The organism is Pseudomonas sp. Z2-11 (genome assembly GCF_054161305.1).
Genome location: NZ_CP096395.1, coordinates 2,293,572 through 2,309,947 on the forward strand (window position 1 = coordinate 2,293,572; position 16,376 = coordinate 2,309,947).

At 62.2% G+C, this 16,376-nt stretch carries 17 protein-coding genes; 4 read left to right on the top strand and 13 right to left on the bottom strand.

What is annotated here, in order from left to right:
- Positions 1 to 21 precede the first annotated feature (21 nt).
- Genes M1E16_RS10365 through M1E16_RS10380 form a run of 4 tightly spaced genes read right to left on the bottom strand, consistent with a single transcriptional unit; the run spans position 22 to position 4,172 of the window.
- Positions 22 to 2,121: a chemotaxis protein CheA gene (locus M1E16_RS10365; RefSeq protein WP_458129825.1), complete on the bottom strand. Its 2,100-nt coding sequence runs from the start codon at positions 2,119 to 2,121 to the stop codon at positions 22 to 24.
- A 39-nt stretch (positions 2,122 to 2,160) separates the two neighbouring features.
- The gene (locus M1E16_RS10370; RefSeq protein WP_434652657.1) at positions 2,161 to 2,445 is read right to left on the bottom strand and encodes an STAS domain-containing protein; all 285 of its coding nucleotides are present in this window, start codon (positions 2,443 to 2,445) and stop codon (positions 2,161 to 2,163) included.
- 15 nt (positions 2,446 to 2,460) lie between these two features.
- Positions 2,461 to 2,829, bottom strand: a complete 369-nt coding sequence (locus tag M1E16_RS10375; RefSeq protein ID WP_042730627.1) for a response regulator — start codon at positions 2,827 to 2,829, stop codon at positions 2,461 to 2,463.
- Between the two features lie 11 nt (positions 2,830 to 2,840).
- Positions 2,841 to 4,172, bottom strand: a complete 1,332-nt coding sequence (locus tag M1E16_RS10380) for a methyl-accepting chemotaxis protein (RefSeq protein ID WP_458129826.1) — start codon at positions 4,170 to 4,172, stop codon at positions 2,841 to 2,843.
- Positions 4,173 to 4,441: 269 nt separating this feature from the next.
- Between M1E16_RS10380 and M1E16_RS10385 the strand changes: the two genes are divergently transcribed.
- Together M1E16_RS10385 and M1E16_RS10390 are read left to right on the top strand one after the other, a co-directional pair.
- Positions 4,442 to 5,788, top strand: coding sequence for an MATE family efflux transporter (locus M1E16_RS10385; RefSeq protein ID WP_458129827.1), 1,347 nt, complete (start codon positions 4,442 to 4,444; stop codon positions 5,786 to 5,788).
- 182 nt (positions 5,789 to 5,970) lie between these two features.
- Positions 5,971 to 6,633 (top strand): HAD family hydrolase, encoded by a 663-nt coding sequence (locus tag M1E16_RS10390; protein WP_458129828.1) that lies wholly within the window; start codon positions 5,971 to 5,973, stop codon positions 6,631 to 6,633.
- 115 nt (positions 6,634 to 6,748) lie between these two features.
- Here the strand turns inward: M1E16_RS10390 and ppnN are convergent, their stop codons facing one another.
- The gene (ppnN, locus tag M1E16_RS10395; protein ID WP_305495382.1) at positions 6,749 to 8,122 is read right to left on the bottom strand and encodes a nucleotide 5'-monophosphate nucleosidase PpnN; all 1,374 of its coding nucleotides are present in this window, start codon (positions 8,120 to 8,122) and stop codon (positions 6,749 to 6,751) included.
- Positions 8,123 to 8,337: 215 nt separating this feature from the next.
- On the opposite strand from ppnN, the gene M1E16_RS10400 reads away from it, so the two are divergent.
- The gene (locus M1E16_RS10400; protein ID WP_458129829.1) at positions 8,338 to 8,874 is read left to right on the top strand and encodes a DUF3087 family protein; all 537 of its coding nucleotides are present in this window, start codon (positions 8,338 to 8,340) and stop codon (positions 8,872 to 8,874) included.
- Positions 8,875 to 8,962: 88 nt separating this feature from the next.
- Positions 8,963 to 9,715, top strand: a complete 753-nt coding sequence (locus M1E16_RS10405) for an OBAP family protein (protein WP_458129830.1) — start codon at positions 8,963 to 8,965, stop codon at positions 9,713 to 9,715.
- A 172-nt stretch (positions 9,716 to 9,887) separates the two neighbouring features.
- On the opposite strand, the gene M1E16_RS10410 is transcribed toward M1E16_RS10405, so the two are convergent.
- The 8 genes from M1E16_RS10410 to M1E16_RS10445 all read right to left on the bottom strand — a co-directional run bounded on the left by M1E16_RS10410 (position 9,888) and on the right by M1E16_RS10445 (position 16,341).
- Complete coding sequence (locus M1E16_RS10410; RefSeq protein ID WP_458129831.1) at positions 9,888 to 10,199, bottom strand: hypothetical protein; 312 nt, start codon at positions 10,197 to 10,199, stop codon at positions 9,888 to 9,890.
- Entirely contained in the window at positions 10,177 to 10,356 is a 180-nt protein-coding gene (locus M1E16_RS10415; RefSeq protein WP_186614672.1) for a con-10 family general stress protein, read from the bottom strand. Before M1E16_RS10415 ends, M1E16_RS10410 begins: the two co-directional genes overlap by 23 nt.
- A 229-nt stretch (positions 10,357 to 10,585) precedes the next feature.
- Complete coding sequence (locus M1E16_RS10420) at positions 10,586 to 11,149, bottom strand: ATP-dependent Clp protease proteolytic subunit (RefSeq protein ID WP_039592957.1); 564 nt, start codon at positions 11,147 to 11,149, stop codon at positions 10,586 to 10,588.
- Between the two features lie 135 nt (positions 11,150 to 11,284).
- Positions 11,285 to 12,322, bottom strand: coding sequence for a DNA topoisomerase IB (locus M1E16_RS10425; protein WP_458129832.1), 1,038 nt, complete (start codon positions 12,320 to 12,322; stop codon positions 11,285 to 11,287).
- A gap of 203 nt (positions 12,323 to 12,525) precedes the next feature.
- Entirely contained in the window at positions 12,526 to 13,605 is a 1,080-nt protein-coding gene (modC, locus tag M1E16_RS10430; protein ID WP_458129833.1) for a molybdenum ABC transporter ATP-binding protein, read from the bottom strand.
- A 3-nt stretch (positions 13,606 to 13,608) separates the two neighbouring features.
- Positions 13,609 to 14,289, bottom strand: a complete 681-nt coding sequence (modB, locus tag M1E16_RS10435; protein ID WP_434674096.1) for a molybdate ABC transporter permease subunit — start codon at positions 14,287 to 14,289, stop codon at positions 13,609 to 13,611.
- Entirely contained in the window at positions 14,289 to 15,041 is a 753-nt protein-coding gene (modA, locus tag M1E16_RS10440; RefSeq protein ID WP_458129834.1) for a molybdate ABC transporter substrate-binding protein, read from the bottom strand. Before modA ends, modB begins: the two co-directional genes overlap by 1 nt.
- A gap of 238 nt (positions 15,042 to 15,279) precedes the next feature.
- Entirely contained in the window at positions 15,280 to 16,341 is a 1,062-nt protein-coding gene (locus M1E16_RS10445) for an NAD(P)H-dependent flavin oxidoreductase (RefSeq protein ID WP_458129835.1), read from the bottom strand.
- Between the last annotated feature and the right edge of the window lie 35 nt (positions 16,342 to 16,376).

A 16,376-nucleotide genomic window follows, 5' to 3' on the forward strand; every position in this document is an offset into this window, starting at 1 on the left:
TCTCCATGGAGTGTTGAAGCGTCAGCGAGCGTTGGCTTGTTGTAATGGGGTCGGGTTGTAGCGGTTTTCTGTTTGTGCGATCTGGGTGAGCAGGGCAGGTACGTCGAGAATCAACGCCACCGCACCGCTGCCCAGAATGGTCGAGCCGCTGATGCCGCGCAGTGCGCCGAACAGCTTGCCCAAGGGTTTGATCACGGTCTGGAATTCACCCAGCAGGTCATCCACCACCAGCCCGGCCTTGAGTTCGGCGTAGCGCACCACCACCACGTTCTGCCGGCGCGAGGCCGGGCCTTCGTGATGGAAATGATCGCGCAGGTACACCAGCGGCAGCACTTCGCCGCGCAGGTCGAGGTAGCCTTGTTCGCGACTGGCGACGCCATCGTCTTCGCTCAGTTCGATGCATTCCTGGACCATGTCCAGCGGAATCACATAGGTGGACTGGCCGATGCCGACGAGGAAGCCATTGATGATCGCCAGCGTCAGCGGCAGGCGGATGCGCACCACGGTGCCCTTGCCCGGTTGGCTGTCGAGGTCGACGGTGCCGCGCAGCAGGGTGATGTTGCGCTTGACCACGTCCATGCCCACACCGCGCCCGGACAGGTTGGTGACGGCCTGGGCGGTGGAGAAGCCGGGTTCGAAAATCAGGTTGTAGATTTCCTGGTCGCTCAGGTTCGCGCCGGCGGCGATCAGGCCGCGCTCGTGGGCTTTTTCCAGGATGCGGTCGCGGTTGAGGCCGGCGCCGTCATCGGCGATTTCCAGCACGATGCTGCCCGAGTCGTGGTAGGCGTTGAGGTGCAGGTGACCCTTGGCCGGTTTGCCGGCGGCCAGCCGCGCCTCGGCGGTTTCGATGCCGTGGTCCATGGCGTTGCGCAGCAGGTGCATGAGCGGGTCGCCGATCTTTTCCACGACGGTCTTGTCCAGCTCGGTTTCCGCGCCGCTGATGATCAGGTCGATGTCCTTGCCCAGTTCCTGGCTGACGTCGCGCACCACCCGGCGAAAACGGTTGAAGGTTTCGCCGATCGGGATCATCCGCAGGCGCAGGGCGCCGTCGAGAATCTCTTCCACCAGCCCGGACACCGATGAGGTGGCCTCCTGCAACGGGTCGTTCTGGCACGTGCGGGCCAGCAGGCTGGCGCCGGCACTGGCGATCACCAGCTCGCCGACCAGGTTGATCAGTTCGTCGAGTTTGTCGGCGTTGACCCGGACGTACGTGCCGTCCCTGCTTTTGCCGTCGGTGGCCACGGCCTGTTTGTCCGGCGCGACCTGGGCCGGCATGCGCGGGGTCTTGCGCTGGTCTGCCAGCAGCTCGCCGGTGGTGACCATGGCGGTGCTTTCTTCGCTGGCTGTCTGGGCGGTGGTGACCAAATCGGTGCTCGCCTGGGGCTCTGCCTCTGGCACGGCAACGATGTCGATGACGCAATCTTCGCGAACAAAATCGAAGACTTCGTTGATCGCGGCATGACCGGCGGCGGAGCGAAACCCGATATCAAAACCCAGGTAGCAGGATTCGGCATCCCAGGCTTCGATGGCCGGCATCGCCTCGGTCAGCGTGGTGATCTCGACGATTTCACCGAGGGTCTGCAGATAGCGCAGGAACGACAGCGGGTCCATGCCATTGCGGAACACTTCCTGGCCAAAGCGCAGGCTGATGTGCCAGAGGCGCGCGTCGCTTGACTCGCTCGTTTCAGTTGCCTGTGCAGTAGTGGTTTCGGGCGCGGTCGGGGGCGCCTGGTATTCCTGGAGGATCTGGCACAATTCCATTTCCCGAGCCAGGGCAGGGGGCTGCAACGTCGAGCCCTGGTTGGCGACCACGTCGATCAGTTCAAGCATGTGATCGCCGGACTTGAGCAGCACCGCGATCAGGCCCGGGTCCACCGCCACGCTGCCTTCACGCAAGCGGTCGAGCACGTCTTCGACGATGTGGGTGAAGCTGACGATCGGCTCCAGGCCGAACAGCCCGGCCGAACCCTTGATGGTGTGAGCGGCGCGGAAAATTGCGCCGATGGCGTCATCGTCGGCGGGGTCGTTTTCCAGTTGCAGCAGCGATTCTTCCATCGCCTGCAACTGCTCTCGTGCCTCGACGATAAACGTTTGTTGTGCCTGATCGAGATTGATGCTCACGCTCATATCCTTTGTCGTGTCCGACGTGTCGCGGGGCCTCTAGGCAACGAGGTTGCACAGGGCGAGTGTGTCCATAACGGCTTTGCTCTGGCCGGTCACCGTCAGTTGGGTCCCGGCCTTGGGTGCCTCGCGCTGAATCATCAGCAGCAGTTGCAGGCCGGCGCCGTCCATCTCGGTGATCTGCGACAGGTCCAGCGCCATGTTTGGCGTGGCCCCCAGCCGTGGCAGCAATTGTGCGGCCAGGTCGGCGGCGGTGTAGATCGTCAGCTCGCCGTCGATCTGCACCTGCGCGGTGTCATCTTCTGTTTCGTACAGCAGCGGCATCGAAGCCTCCGGCCATCAAGGAAGAATCAGCTTGGATACCGCCGCCAGCATCTGCGCCGGTTGGAACGGCTTGACCACCCAGGCCTTGGCGCCTGCGGCCTGGCCTTCCTGCTTCTTCGATTCCTGGGATTCGGTGGTGAGCATGATGATCGGCGTGAACTTGTAGCTGGCGAGCTTCTTGACCTCCTTGACGAAGGTGATGCCGTCCATGTTCGGCATGTTCACGTCGCTGATGATCAGGTGCACTTTCTGCCCGGTGAGCTTGCCCAGTGCGTCCTTGCCATCGCTGGCTTCGATCACGTCGTAGCCGGCACTTTTCAACGCGATGCCGACTACCTGCCGAACGCTCGCGGAGTCGTCGACAACCAATACACTTTTAGCCATGAACGGCTCTCCTAAAAGAAGGTTATTTCCTGTGAAGTCTGTTGCGCGGCCGAGTCGCCATGATGATTGCGGCGTTGCTCGTCGGTGGCGTAGGTGGTTTCCATGCGCGCCAGCCATTGGCGGGCGTCGATGGAGATAGCCTGATCGGGCGACTGGTTGGCCTGCTGTATGTGCACATGCAGGTCCTCCATGTTGTCGCGCACGTGGCTGAGGATCTGGCTGACCCGATCCTGGAATTGGAGATTGACCAACACTTCGGTGAGCTCGTCGCGAATGCCGAAGCTTTCCCGTTGCAGCATGTCGGCCGAATCGGCGAGACGCTCGGTGACGCTTTTGAAGCGTTCCAGCACGCGCTGAATGCTGCCTTCGGAGACGGCCACGGACTGGCTGTCCTGGTCGGCGCCGCTGGAGGCGGCCTGGACCAGTTGGGTGATGGCGGTATTGATGACGTCGACCTTGGCCGACATCTGCTGGCCGGTCTCGCTGGATTTGCTCGACAGTGCACGCACCGCATCGGCCACTACCGCAAAACCGCGCCCGGCTTCGCCCGCCCGGGCGGCCTCGATGGCGGCGTTCAGGGCCAGCAGGTTGGTCTGGGCGGCAATTGCCGCGACATCGGCGGCCATGGTCCGCAGTTCGCCGGTGTAGGCGGTCAGGCTGCGGACCTGGGTCAGGGTTTCATCACGGCTGGCCTGGGTGGTTTTCAGCGAGTCGATGACCTTGACCAGTTCGCCTTCGCTCTGCGCCAGTACCTGGACGGCACCGCCACCGCCGCTGCCGGCCAACTCGCCGGCGGCCTGTTGCGAGGCTTGCACGGTCTCTTCGAGGCGCGAAGAGATGCCGGTGAAGCGGGTGGTCAGCGAGACGATTGCGGTTTCAGTCTGCTGGCGTGAGCTTTCGACTTGCTTGGCCCAGATCGGCATCGCGCCGAGGATCACTTCGTTGAGCTGCGCGGTGGCTTTATGGGAAACATGACCGGCGGCTTGCAACTCGTGGCGGGTGATGGCCGCGGCCGTCGCCTCGTCGAGTTGAAGACGTTGTGAACGCGCGCCCAAGATGCCGACGGCCACGCCAAGAACCACCAGCACGATGCTCAAACCGATGTTCTGTGTGCTCGCACCGTTAAGTGCCAGCACGCCGACGCTTGCGGCGATGGCCACGATCAAGGCGTGCCAGAGAATGCGTGGTTGGGTTTTGGCGGGGGAGTGGTCGTGGGAATACGACGTCATGGTTCGGTCCTTGAACAGTGTTGCTGACAGGATATTTGCTAATGACTGGTTATCTGCAAAGCCGACGCGGTCTTGAGGACCAGTCGTCCGGTTTCGATAAAAATAATGGCACATTGCTATCTAAGAATAGACCAAATCGGAGAAATGTCGAGAAGGCCTGACCTGCGGATAACCCGTGGCGAGGGAGCTTGCTCCCGCTGGGACGCGAAGCGGCCCCGTTTTTATCGGGTTTCGCCAGAAGTAATCAGCCTTATGGATTTTGGGCCTGCTGCGCAGTCCAGCGGGAGCAAGCTCCCTCGCCACAAAGGCGACATCTCTGCAACAGAACGAGAGGATTGAGCTAAATTACCCGGCATTGATTTCGAACCTGCCATCGAGCCCCCATGCCTGCCCAGCCACTCTGGAAAACCTACCTGCTGTTCCTGGCCCCCATGGTCCTGTCCAATTTCCTCCAGTCGATGTCCGGTACGCTCAACAGCATCTACATCGGCCAGATGCTCGGTACCCAGGCTTTGGCGGCGGTGTCGGGGATGTTTCCCATCGTGTTTTTCTTCATCGCCCTGGTGATTGGTCTGGGCGCGGGGGCGGGCGTGTTGATCGGGCAGGCCTATGGCGCCGGCGAGACCGAAACGGTGAAGGCGATCGCCGGCTCGACGTTGCTGTTGGGGGCGATCATCGGGTTGGTGGCCGCGGTGTTGGGCAGCGTCTTCGCTCGCGAGGCCCTGCAAGGGCTCGGCACGCCCGACGATGTGCTCGAAGATGCCATTTCTTACGCGCGGGTGATGATGTGGATCCTGCCGATGCTACTGGTGTTCGTGCTCTTCACCCAGCTGCTGCGCGGGGTGAGTGATACCGTCTCGCCGCTGCTGGCGTTGCTGGTATCCACCAGCGTCGGGATGCTGCTGACGCCGGTGCTGATCCGTGGCTGGCTGGGATTGCCGCAGATGGGTATCCAGAGCGCGGCGTGGGCGGGCCTGGTGGGTACCGCATCGGCCATGGCCATGCTGGCGTGGCGCCTCAACCGGCGGGCGCATGCCTTGGCGCCGGACCGCGCGCTGTTCGCCGCGATGCGCCTGGACCGGGATATTCTCGCCAAGGTGCTGCGCATCGGCTTGCCGACGGGGTTGCAGATGGTGGTGATTTCGTTATCGGAGCTGGTCGTCCTGGCGTTGGTCAATCACCACGGCTCCCAGGCTACGGCTGCCTACGGGGCGGTGACGCAGATAGTCAATTACGTGCAATTTCCGGCGCTGTCGATCGCCATCACCGCCTCGATCCTCGGCGCCCAGGCCATCGGCGCCGGACACCTGGAACGCCTCGGGCCGATCCTGCGCACGGGGCTGTTGATCAACGTCTGGCTTACCGGTGGCCTGGTGCTGCTGGGGTATCTGTTGTCCCACTGGCTGCTGGGGCTGTTCATCACCGACCCGGCGGCGCGGGTCCAGGCCGAGCACCTGTTGCACATCATGCTCTGGAGCCTGCTGGTGTTCGGCTTCCAGGCCATCATCGGCGGCATCATGCGCGCCAGCGGCACGGTGCTGGTGCCGGTGGCGATCTCGATCTTCTGCATCATCGGCGTGCAAGTGCCGGCGGCCTACCTGCTGGACGCGCACTTCGGCCTGCAAGGGGTGTGGATGGCGTTTCCGGTGGCTTACCTGAGCATGCTGATTTTGCAGGCGGTGTATTACAAACGGGTCTGGCAGCATCAGCGGATCGAGCGGTTGGTATAGCCGGCCCACCACCGAACCCCTGTGGGAGCGAGCCTGCTCGCGAAAGCGGTGGTTCAGCCAGTATCGATGTGACTGGCCCGACGTATTCGCGAGCAGGCTCGCTCCCACATGAAACCGGCGGTTAGCAGATAGGCGAGTGTTACAGTGCCCACTGCCCCGTCTTGTCACCCACGAGGATCTCAATGCCTGTAAAACTCCCCTCCATCGCCTACCGCGCCTTCCTCTTCGACATGGACGGCACGCTGCTCAATTCTGTCGCTGCCACCGAGCGGATCTGGACGCGCTGGGCCATGCGCCATGGCCTGGACGTGGCGACATTCCTGCCGACCATCCATGGCGTGCGGGCTGTCGACACCGTCGCCCGCCAGAACCTGCCGGGCGTGGACGCCCAGGCCGAGGCCGCGCAGCTCACCGTCGAAGAAATCGAGGACGTGGAGGGCGTGGTCGAGGTGCCCGGTGCGCTGGCGTTTCTCAAAAGCCTGCCGCCGACGCAATGGGCAATCGTCACCTCGGCGCCAATGGCCTTGGCTTTGCGCCGCATGGAAGCAGCCGGGATTGTGCGTCCGGCGGTGATGGTGACTGCCGAAGACGTGAACGCCGGCAAGCCGAACCCCGATTGCTATCTACTCGCGGCGCAGCGCCTCCAAGTGGCGCCGCAGGAATGCCTGGTGTTCGAGGATGCCGAAGCCGGGATCAAGGCCGGCGAGGCGGCGGGCGCGGACGTGATGGTGGTGACGGCCACGCACACGCATCCGGTGGTGACGTTGCACTCGCAGATCGAGGATTACCGTGGGCTGAGTGTCGCGGTGAATGGCGGGTTGATGCGCCTCTCAAGCCACCGCTGAACCCTGTGGGAGCGAGCCTGCTCGCGAAAGCGGTGGTTCAGCCAGCAGTGATCTGGCTGACCCGACGCCTTCGCGAGCAGGCTCGCTCCCACATTTCTTATGGGGTTCCTGCGAATCAGGTCACCACGCGATAGCACGGCACATACGCCGCGCCGCCCGGCAGTTTCATCCGGTGCTGGGCGACGAAGGCCTGCAGCAGGCGATCAAGCGGTTCCATGATGGCGGAGTCGCCGTGGATCTCGTACGGGCCGTGTTCCTCGATCAGGCGGATGCCCTTGTCCTTGACGTTACCGGCGACGATTCCGGAAAACGCCCGGCGCAGGTTGGCGGCCAGTTCGTGGGGCGGCAGGTCGCGGCTCAGGCCGAGGCTGGCCATGTTGGCGTGGGTCGGGTCGAACGGGCGCTGGAAACCTTCGTCGATTTTCAGCAGCCAGTTGAAGTGGAACGCGTCGTTGCGCTCGCGGCGGAACTGCTTCACTTCTTTCAGGCCCTGGGTCATCTGCCGCGCCACTTCGGCCGGATCGTCGATGATGATCTGGTAGTGCTTCTGCGCGGCTTCGCCCAGGGTCGCGCCGACAAACGCGTGCAACTGGTCCAGGTACGGCGCGGCGCTTTTCGGTCCGGTGAGCACGACCGGGAAGGGTAGGTCCTGGTTGGCCGGGTGCATGAGGATGCCCAGCAGGTAGAGGAACTCTTCCGCCGTACCGGCGCCGCCCGGGAAGATGATGATGCCGTGGCCGACGCGCACGAAGGCTTCCAGGCGCTTCTCGATGTCCGGCAGGATTACCAGCTCGTTGACGATCGGGTTCGGCGCCTCGGCGGCGATGATGCCCGGCTCCGTCAGGCCCAGGTAACGCCCGCCATGGATACGCTGCTTGGCGTGGGCAATGGTCGCGCCTTTCATCGGGCCTTTCATCACGCCGGGGCCGCAGCCGGTGCAGATGTCCAGGCTGCGCAAGCCGAGTTCATGGCCGACTTTCTTGGTGTATTTGTATTCTTCGGTGTTGATCGAATGACCACCCCAGCACACGACGATTTTCGGTTCCACGCCGGGACGCAGGGTGCGGGCGTTGCGCAGCAGGTGGAACACGTAGTCACTGATGCCCTGGGATGAGCTCAGGTCGATGCGCTGGCTGTCCAGTTCGTTCTCGGTGTAGACGATGTCGCGCAGGGCGCTGAAGAGCATTTCCCGGGTGCTGGCGATCATCTCGCCGTCGACGAATGCATCGGCCGGCGCGTTCAGCAGCTCCAGGCGCACGCCCCGGTCCTGCTGGTGAATGCGTATCTCGAAATCCTTGTAGGCTTCGAGGATGGTCTTGGCATTGTCGACATGGGCGCCGGTGTTGAGAATAGCCAGGGCGCACTGGCGGAAAAGATCGTAGATGCTGCCGGAACCGGCTTCGCTCAGTTGCTGGACTTCGCGCTGGGACAAGGTCTCCAGGCTGCCCTTGGGGCTTACCGAGGCGTTGATTACATGTCTTTGAGTCATTCAGCTTTCCTTGAAAACGATGCCGCGCGCACGACGGCGGCATCTTTGAAAAAACGTCCACGCAGGAAGATCGCACGATCCTTGCGGTATCGCCATGGACTTTGATCCGGGTCCTTCGGGTCGGTGCAACACAAATGAGCCCCAGCATAGCCAAATCGACCGGGGAGGCGATAATGCGCGAGTCTTTTCACGCCACACAAGGAAAATGCGACGCGATGTTCGAGATCAAACCGTGGGACGCCGTGACCTACCGGCAGCAGACCCGCCGCAGCACGCTCATCCTCGCCTTGGTATTCCTGGCCTTGGCGATGCTGCTATCGAGCCTGGCGGTGATGCTGTTCGGCACACCCGGGGGCGACAATTTTCGCTTCAACGTGGGCGGGGTTTTCGCCGCCGTGCTGCTGATGGCCGCGCTCATGCGCGGGTATTTCTGGCAACAGCCGTGGATGGCCGCGGCGGTGTACGGCTGGCAGCTCAAGCGCAGCCTGATGAGCGTTACCAACGTGATGCACCAGGTGAAGGCTGGGGTGCAGGCCCAGGATCCGGCGGCGATGAAGCTGCTGCGCTTCTATCACTTGGGCCTGGCCCAGATGCACCTGCTGGATGCCAACTCCAGCGACCAGGCCTCGTTGAGTCGCGAGGCCGATGAACATCTGCAGAACATGCAGGCGCGCGGTCTGGACCCCGAGCAGTCGCGCCTTGACCCGGCCTGGATCGATACCGTGAAACAGGCCTATAAGGCCCGCGTTTAGCGGCCGCTCGTCGGTTGCTCAGGTGAAAAAATCAAACCCTGGCGATCGGGCGCCTTTCTCATGAACAGTCATGAAAAGGAGAGTCGAGATGCCTGGAAAGATCACTCAAGGAACCTGGGCCATGCTTTGCGTGGCAACGGTGGGGTTGGCAGGCTGCGCGGGCGGTAACAGCCATTCGCCGGTGGACGCGCCAGGAGCCGCAAAGAGCCCGACCACCGCGACGCTGGAAGCCGGGGCGGGGCTCATGCAGAACAAACCCCCGTTGCAAGCGCTGGACACCTACCTGGATGGCTTCCATTTCTATAACGGGCGGATGTCCGGGCAAATGGAAGCGCATCACTACTGCACGGCACTGAACGAAGAAGTGTTCCAGTGCGCCATCTTTGATGCCAACACCGCCAATGCCAAGCTCATGGGCGTGGAGTACATCATCAGCAAGCGCTTGTTCGAAGGCTTGCCGGCCGGCGAAAAACAGTTGTGGCACAGCCATGTGCATGAGGTGAAGTCCGGGCAACTGGTCGCGCCAGGGATTCCCGAGGCGGCGGAAACCCGCTTGATGAAAAACCTCGTCAGTACTTACGGCAAGACCTGGCACACCTGGCACACCGAACAGGGCAACCCGCTGCCTTACGGTGTTCCGCAACTGATGATGGGCTTTACCGCCGACGGCCAGATCGACCCGCAGTTGGTGCGTGAGCGCGACAGCCGGATGGGCATCTCCAGCGAAGAGAAAAAACGCGCCCGCGCGGCAATCGAAGCGCCGACAATCGATCCCGGTGCGGATGCCTGGCAGAAGGGGCAGGTGTGGCAGATCAAGGACCCGACGGGGCATGCTCATTAAACGCGAATTTGCCGAATATGCTTTTGTGGCGAGGGAGCTTGCTCCCGCTGGGTTGCGCAGCAGCCCCTAGTCAATCAACTTAGGCACTGTGTTTAATTGGATAATTATCAGGGGCTGCTGTGCAGCCCAGCGGGAGCAAGCTCCCTCGCCACGGGGGGCAGGGATAAATTAATTACGGCTGTTTGAAGTGCCCCGGAACATCATGTTCCGTTTCGTTTGGCTTGGTTCTTTTCTGAACTTGAACGTCGCTGATCCTGACGCTTTTCAATTCGGTGAAGGTCACTCTCAAGAGTGCCTCGGCTTCTTCGGTGCTCAGGGTCTCGGTGTCAGCCGCCAGCACCCGATTATCGGGCTGGCCGTCGGCAATGAAACTGACAATGAATCGGTCCTGGCTCATGCATGACCTCGACAGGTTTAAGCGCCAGGGCGCAGCAACGCTACGCCCCAACGGTTTTTCCGGGTTACGATTTTCTGCCGCCGCCATGGCTGCGTTCGCCACCTTTCTTACCGGCTTCAGAGGCTTTTTCCCGGTCGTTGGCAAAGTTTCCGCCGGAAGCATGTCCGCCTTTCTTGCCGGCTTCGGATGCTTTCTCTCGGTCGTTTGCGAAGTTACCTGGGTTTTTGTTTCCGCTATTAGCCATTTCGAGAATCCTCATTTTGGTTAAGCGAGTAAAACGTGCCTCGCAGTACTGTGAAAGAAATCTGCGGATGGAAGTTTAAAAAAAACGTTTCGCTGGCGACGAACGGTATCAACAAAAAAATTAACGCCTGGGTAACTTATACAGCCGTCTCGCTTGAACTTGTACAGCATCGATTTAATTAATAACGCAAGCGGCGGCAAATTGTATTTATTCATCATCCAGGGAGTATTCAGTCCTCGCCACCGCTGACTTTCCAGTGTTTCGCCTCGGGCGCAAACACCACTTGTTCCACCCGGTGCGCGATGCCGAAAGCCAGCGAATTTTCCGCCGGTATCACTCGCTCCTCGGCGCACAGGCATTTGAAGATATCCAGTTGCGTGGCGGCGCCGGCGGTTTCCTTGACGTAGATTTCTACGTACCGCGCCACGTCGTTGTCCAGGCTCGAGAGGTATTCACGCAAGCGCGAGTGATCCACCGATTTCTGGCCGAAATACCAATTCATCGGGTGTATCAGGAAGCGTGAATGTGGGGTGGTGGTGCGGTCGCTGGCGGCCAGGTACATGACGATGCCCATCGACTCGATGTTGCCGGCATTCACCGCGCGCACGGGCACCGGAAGGGATTTGATAAAGGTATAGAGGGTGAAACCGAAATTGGTGCTGCCGCCGACAGTAGAGAGGTTGAGCATCAGCGAGTCGGCGCCTTTTTCAATGGCTTCCAGGCAATTGTCCCGGAAGCGCTCGGTGGTTCCCTGGTCGATCTGGCAATGGAAATGGACGATGTGTTCGGACATCTGAAACTCCTCTCGACTTCACGCGTTGACGAGTCTGCGGATCAGCGGCTCTGTACAGTTGGGAGTCCGCCGGCTGTCGGATGTTCCACTTCCGTCACGCGCTTGTTCAGGTCCGGCAATCAGCGGCCGCTTCGCTTAGCAGGCTTCGACGGCTTGGGCCATGCGTTGCAGAAACATCGTCAGCGCGGCTTCTTGCGCACTGAGTCCTTTGCGTACGCGAGGCTTGGGCAGTTCGCTCAGGATGCCGCCCATGAAGCCTTCCAGCACGGCGGGGTGGATGTAGCATTTGCGACAGACGGCAGGCGTATTGCCCAACTGCCGGGCGACCTGCCTGACCATTTCGGCAACGTGTCGCTTGGCTTCGGTCTCGGTTTCCCACTGCAATGTGCGCAGTCCGTCCAGCGCCGCCGCGCTGCCTGCCCAGGTGCGGTAGTCCTTGGCCGTGAAGTCGGCGCCGGTGAGTGTCTTGAGGTAGGCGTTGATGTCCGAAGACGTGACGGCGTGGCGCTCGCCGTGTTCGTCCAGGTACTGGAACAGGTTCTGCCCGGGAATTTCCTGGCAACGCTTGATGATCCGCGCCAGGCGTCGGTCCTTCACGGTGATCTGGTGTTCAACGCCGCTCTTGCCACGGAACTGGAAAGCGATGGCGCTGCCGTTGACCGCGACATGCTTGTTGCGAAGCGTGGTCAGGCCGTAGGAACGGTTGTCCCGGGCGTATTGGCTATTGCCGACGCGGATCAGCGTGACGTCGAGCAAAGTGATGACCGTTGCCAGGACTTTATCGCGGCTGAAACCGGGCGTGGCGAGGATTTCCTCGAGGCGTTTGCGCAGTCGCGGCAGGGTGCGGCCGAATTCGAGCATGCGTGAGTACTTGTCCGCATCGCGCACTTCGCGCCAGCGCGAATGGTAGCGGTACTGCTTGCGTCCTCGGGCGTCGCGTCCGGTGGCCTGGAGGTGGCCGCGCGGGTCAGTGCAGATCCACACATCGGTGTAGGCCGGCGGAACGGCCAGGGCGTTGATCCGCTGGATTTCGGCGGGATCGGTAATGCGCTGGCCCGACGGGTCGAAGTAACAGAACTTGCCCCGCAGTTTGCGGCGAGTGATGCCCGGGGCGGTGTCGTCGACGTAGTGCAGATCAGCCGGGAGTGCATCGGGCGGCAGGGTGTCGGGCATGTTTGATCCTTGGCGATGAATTCGAATGGCCTGTGAATTGATTGACCGCCGCCCGTTGCGGTCGTGCCGAGTTTCTCACATCACCCAAATCGCCCCTGTAGGAGCGAGCCTGCTCGCGAAAGCGTCGGCCCATTCCACACTGAAGGAAACTGGCCGACCGCCTTCGCGAGCAGGCTCGCTCCACAGGGGTTGTGTTGATAGTGCTACGCCAACACCGCCACCGCCTTGATCTGCGCCCACAACATCTGCCCCGGATGCAGCTTCAACTGATCCCGGGAATACCGGGTAATCCGCGCCAGCAACGGCGTGCCAGCGGCCTCCAGCCGGATCAGTACATGAGCCGCGTTGTCGCCCGTTAGTTCGCTGACGACCGTCACCGGCAGGCGATTGAGAATGCTGGTCTGTGCATCGTTCGCCAGGCTCAGGCTGACATCCCGCGCCTGTACCTTGAAGCGCAACGGCCGGCCGACAGCCATCGGCTGATGGGCGACACGCACCTGGAGCTGGCTGTCGGGCAACGTCAGGGTAAGTAGCTGGTATTGCGGGTCATGGGCGCTGACGTTGCCCTGGATCACCACGCCCGCGTCATCGCCCTGGGCCAGTGGCAGGTCGAGCCGCGCCAGGGTTTCGGCGATCGGCCCGCTGGCCAGGGCGCGCCCGGCATCGAGCAGCACGATGTGATCAGCCAGGCGCGCGACTTCGTCCTGGGAATGGCTGACGTACAGCACCGGGATGTCCAGTTCATCGTGGAGTCGTTGCAGGTAAGGCAGGATTTCGTTTTTGCGCCGCGTATCGAGGGCCGCCAGTGGCTCGTCCATCAGCAGCAGTCGCGGGCTGGTCAGCAAGGCGCGGGCAATGCCGACGCGCTGGCGTTCGCCGCCGGAGAGGTTATGGGGTTGCCTGTCGAGAAGGTGACCGATGCCGAGCAGTTCCGTCGCGTGGTTCATGTTCACGCGCCGTTGCGCCGGTGCTACGCGCTTGAGGCCGAACGCCAGATTGTCGCGTACCGACAGGTGGTCAAACAGGCTCGCCTCCTGGAAAACATAGCCCAGCGCGCGCTGATGAGGTGGCACGAATACGCCGCGCTCACTGTCTTGCCAGACTTCGCCATTGACCTCGATGAAGCCCTGTGAGGGTCGCTCCAGGCCGGCGATGCAGCGCAGGCAAGTGGTCTTGCCAGAGCCGGATTCGCCGTACAGCGCCGTCACCCCACGGCCAGGCAATTGCACGTCCAGGTCGAGGAAAAAGTCGCCGTGGTCGAGTTGAAATCTTGCCTGGATCATCGCTCAGCTCCAGCCGGCACGGGTGCGGCGGCTGGAGTACAGCGCCAGCAGCACCAGGAAGGAAAACCCCAGCATCGCCGCCGCCAGCCAATGGGCCTGGGCATATTCGAGGGCTTCGACATGGTCGTAGATCTGCACCGACACCACCCGGGTCTTCTCTGGAATGTTGCCGCCGATCATCAGCACCACGCCGAATTCACCGACCGTGTGGGCGAAACCGAGAATCGCCGCGGTGATGAAACCGGGTCGGGCCAAGGGCAGGATAACGTGGAAAAAAGTGTCCCATGGACCCGCTCGCAGCGTGGCGGCGACTTCCAATGGACGATTTCCGATGCCGGAAAACGCGTTCTGCAAGGGCTGGACAACAAACGGCATGGAATAGATTACCGAGCCGATCACCAACCCGGTAAAGCTGAAGGTGAGGGTGCCCAGGCCGAGAGCCTGGGTGAACTGGCCGATCCAGCCGTTCGGACCCAGCGCCAGCAACAGATAAAAGCCGATCACGGTGGGCGGCAACACCAGCGGCAGGGCCACCACCGCGCCCACCGGCCCGCGCAGCCAGGATCGGGTGCGCGACAGCCACAGGGCGATGGGTGTGCCGATGAGCAGCAGGATCACCGTGGTCAGCGACGCCAGTTTCAGCGTCAACCAGATGGCCGCGTAATCGGCGCCGGTCAGCGGCATCAGCGTTGATAACCGAAGGACTGGATGATGGCGGCGGCTTGCGGGCCCTTGAGGTATTCCATCAAGGCCAGGGCGGCAGGGTTATCGCGGCCTTTAGCGAGAATCACCGCGTCCTGTTTGATTGGAGCATGCAGCTCGGCCGGGACGATCCATGCCGAACCGCTTGCCAGCTTGCCGTCCTTGTACACTTGGGACAGAGCGACGAAGCCCAGTTCGGCGTTGCCGGTGGAGACGAACTGATAGGCCTGGGTGATGTTCTGGCCTTCGACGAGCTTGTTCTTGACCGGCGCGGACAGCCCAAGTTTTTCCAGGACTTGGGTCGCGGCCAGGCCATACGGCGCGGTTTTGGGGTTGGCAATGGACAGGTGCTTGAACGCATTGTCGCGCAGGACCTGGCCCTGGTTGTCGACGTAGTTGTCCTTGGCCGACCACAGCGCCAACGTGCCGATGGCGTAGGTGAAGCGCGAGCCCTTGACGGTAGCGCCTTCGCTTTCGAGCCTGGCCGGGGTGGTGTCATCGGCGGCGAGGAAGACTTCGAAGGGCGCACCATTCCTGATCTGCGTATAAAACTGCCCGGTCGCGCCATAGGCGGCTATCAGCTTGTGGCCGGTGTCTTTTTCGAAATCGGCGGCGATGGCCTGTATCGGCGCAGTGAAGTTGGCAGCGACGGCTACCTGCACCTCGTCGGCTTGGGCGGCACTGACACAAAAGCAGGTAGCCAGCAGCAGCCGGGCGAAAGGGTTCGAGCGCATGGGCAGGGTTCCGTGGGGATGGGTTCGCTATATAGCGGAATATATAGCGAATGCTTGGGAAACGGAACGCGGCATTTTGTCGGGTTTGGCGGTGATACGACTGGCCTCATCGCGAGCAAGCTCGCTCCCACAGGTTTTCAAGGCGTCGCAAGATCGTTATTCAACCCACATCCCCTGTGGGAGCGAGCTTGCTCGCGATAGCGTCCTTGAAAGCGCCGCAGACGCTCAGTCGACCAAGTCAGCCCTTGAACCGCGCCAGCGCCTCTTCGGCCAAGCGCCGGGTCAGTTCGCCGCTCGGCAGCTCGCGACCCATGGGAAAGGCCTGGCCGGCCCAGAGGTTGGCGAAATCCGCTTCGTCTTTCGCCCGCAGCGGCATCAAGGCGCCGCCCGCCAGGGGGAAAGCCGGCGCGAGCGGGCTCATCGGGCCGACTTCGCGCATCACCCGGTTGACGATGCCCCGGGCCGGGCGCCCGGTGAACAGGTTGGTAACGGCGGTCTGGCTTTCCCTGGCCGTGCGCAGCGCCCGGTGATGGGAAGGTGTGATCCTGGCTTCCGGCGTGAACAGATAAGCGCTGCCCAACTGCACCGCCGACGCGCCCAGGGCAAACGCCGCGACAATCCCGCGCGCGTCGCCGATCCCGCCGGTGGCGATCACCGGCACCTTCACCGCATCCACCACTTGCGGCAGCAGGGCGAACAGACCCACCTGGGTGTTGAGGTCCGCGCTCAGGAACATCCCGCGATGACCGCCGGCCTCATAGCCCATGGCGATGATCGCGTCGCAGCCGTGCTGTTCGAGCCAGATGGCTTCTTCGACGGTGGTGGCCGAGGAGAGGATTTTCGCGCCGGTGGCCTTGACCCGATCCAGCAAGGATTTTTCCGGCAGGCCGAAGTGGAAGCTGACCACCTTGGGCCGCAGTTCCTCGAGCACGCGGCAGGCCGCATCATCGAACGGGGTGCGATTGGACACCGGCGTCGGCGCTTCGAAGTCGGCGCCCAGTTCTTCGTAATAAGGCTTAAGCCGCTGTTTCCAGGCCTCGGCCCGTTGTTCATCGAACGCCGGTGGCTGGTGCGAGAAAAAATTCACGTTGAACGGTTTGTCGGTCTGTTCGCTGATGGTCGTCAACGCCTGGCGCAGTTGCTCCACGTCGAGCATCGCCGCCGGCATCGAGCCCAGCCCGCCGGCATTGCAGGTGGCGACTACCATGGCCGGACCGGTTACGCCGGCCAGAGGCCCCTGGATGATGGGCAGCTCGATGCCGAGCAGGTCGAGAATGCGGGTGTCTGGCCACTGACTCATGTTCGGGTGTCTCCGACGGCAGAAGGAAAGCGTGT

What these genes read in the sequence shown, in the direction of transcription:
- M1E16_RS10370 (WP_434652657.1), bottom strand. Translation starts at nt 2,445, where the DNA reads ATGCCGCTGCTGTACGAAACAGAAGATGACACCGCGCAGGTGCAGATC.
- M1E16_RS10375 (WP_042730627.1), bottom strand. Translation starts at nt 2,829, where the DNA reads ATGGCTAAAAGTGTATTGGTTGTCGACGACTCCGCGAGCGTTCGGCAG.
- M1E16_RS10380 (WP_458129826.1), bottom strand. Translation starts at nt 4,172, where the DNA reads ATGTGCCATTATTTTTATCGAAACCGGACGACTGGTCCTCAAGACCGC.
- M1E16_RS10385 (WP_458129827.1), top strand. Translation starts at nt 4,442, where the DNA reads ATGCCTGCCCAGCCACTCTGGAAAACCTACCTGCTGTTCCTGGCCCCC.
- M1E16_RS10390 (WP_458129828.1), top strand. Translation starts at nt 5,971, where the DNA reads ATGCCTGTAAAACTCCCCTCCATCGCCTACCGCGCCTTCCTCTTCGAC.
- ppnN (WP_305495382.1), bottom strand. Translation starts at nt 8,122, where the DNA reads ATGACTCAAAGACATGTAATCAACGCCTCGGTAAGCCCCAAGGGCAGC.
- M1E16_RS10400 (WP_458129829.1), top strand. Translation starts at nt 8,338, where the DNA reads ATGTTCGAGATCAAACCGTGGGACGCCGTGACCTACCGGCAGCAGACC.
- M1E16_RS10405 (WP_458129830.1), top strand. Translation starts at nt 8,963, where the DNA reads ATGCCTGGAAAGATCACTCAAGGAACCTGGGCCATGCTTTGCGTGGCA.
- M1E16_RS10410 (WP_458129831.1), bottom strand. Translation starts at nt 10,199, where the DNA reads ATGGCGGCGGCAGAAAATCGTAACCCGGAAAAACCGTTGGGGCGTAGC.
- M1E16_RS10415 (WP_186614672.1), bottom strand. Translation starts at nt 10,356, where the DNA reads ATGGCTAATAGCGGAAACAAAAACCCAGGTAACTTCGCAAACGACCGA.
- M1E16_RS10420 (WP_039592957.1), bottom strand. Translation starts at nt 11,149, where the DNA reads ATGTCCGAACACATCGTCCATTTCCATTGCCAGATCGACCAGGGAACC.
- M1E16_RS10425 (WP_458129832.1), bottom strand. Translation starts at nt 12,322, where the DNA reads ATGCCCGACACCCTGCCGCCCGATGCACTCCCGGCTGATCTGCACTAC.
- modC (WP_458129833.1), bottom strand. Translation starts at nt 13,605, where the DNA reads ATGATCCAGGCAAGATTTCAACTCGACCACGGCGACTTTTTCCTCGAC.
- modB (WP_434674096.1), bottom strand. Translation starts at nt 14,289, where the DNA reads ATGCCGCTGACCGGCGCCGATTACGCGGCCATCTGGTTGACGCTGAAA.
- modA (WP_458129834.1), bottom strand. Translation starts at nt 15,041, where the DNA reads ATGCGCTCGAACCCTTTCGCCCGGCTGCTGCTGGCTACCTGCTTTTGT.
- M1E16_RS10445 (WP_458129835.1), bottom strand. Translation starts at nt 16,341, where the DNA reads ATGAGTCAGTGGCCAGACACCCGCATTCTCGACCTGCTCGGCATCGAG.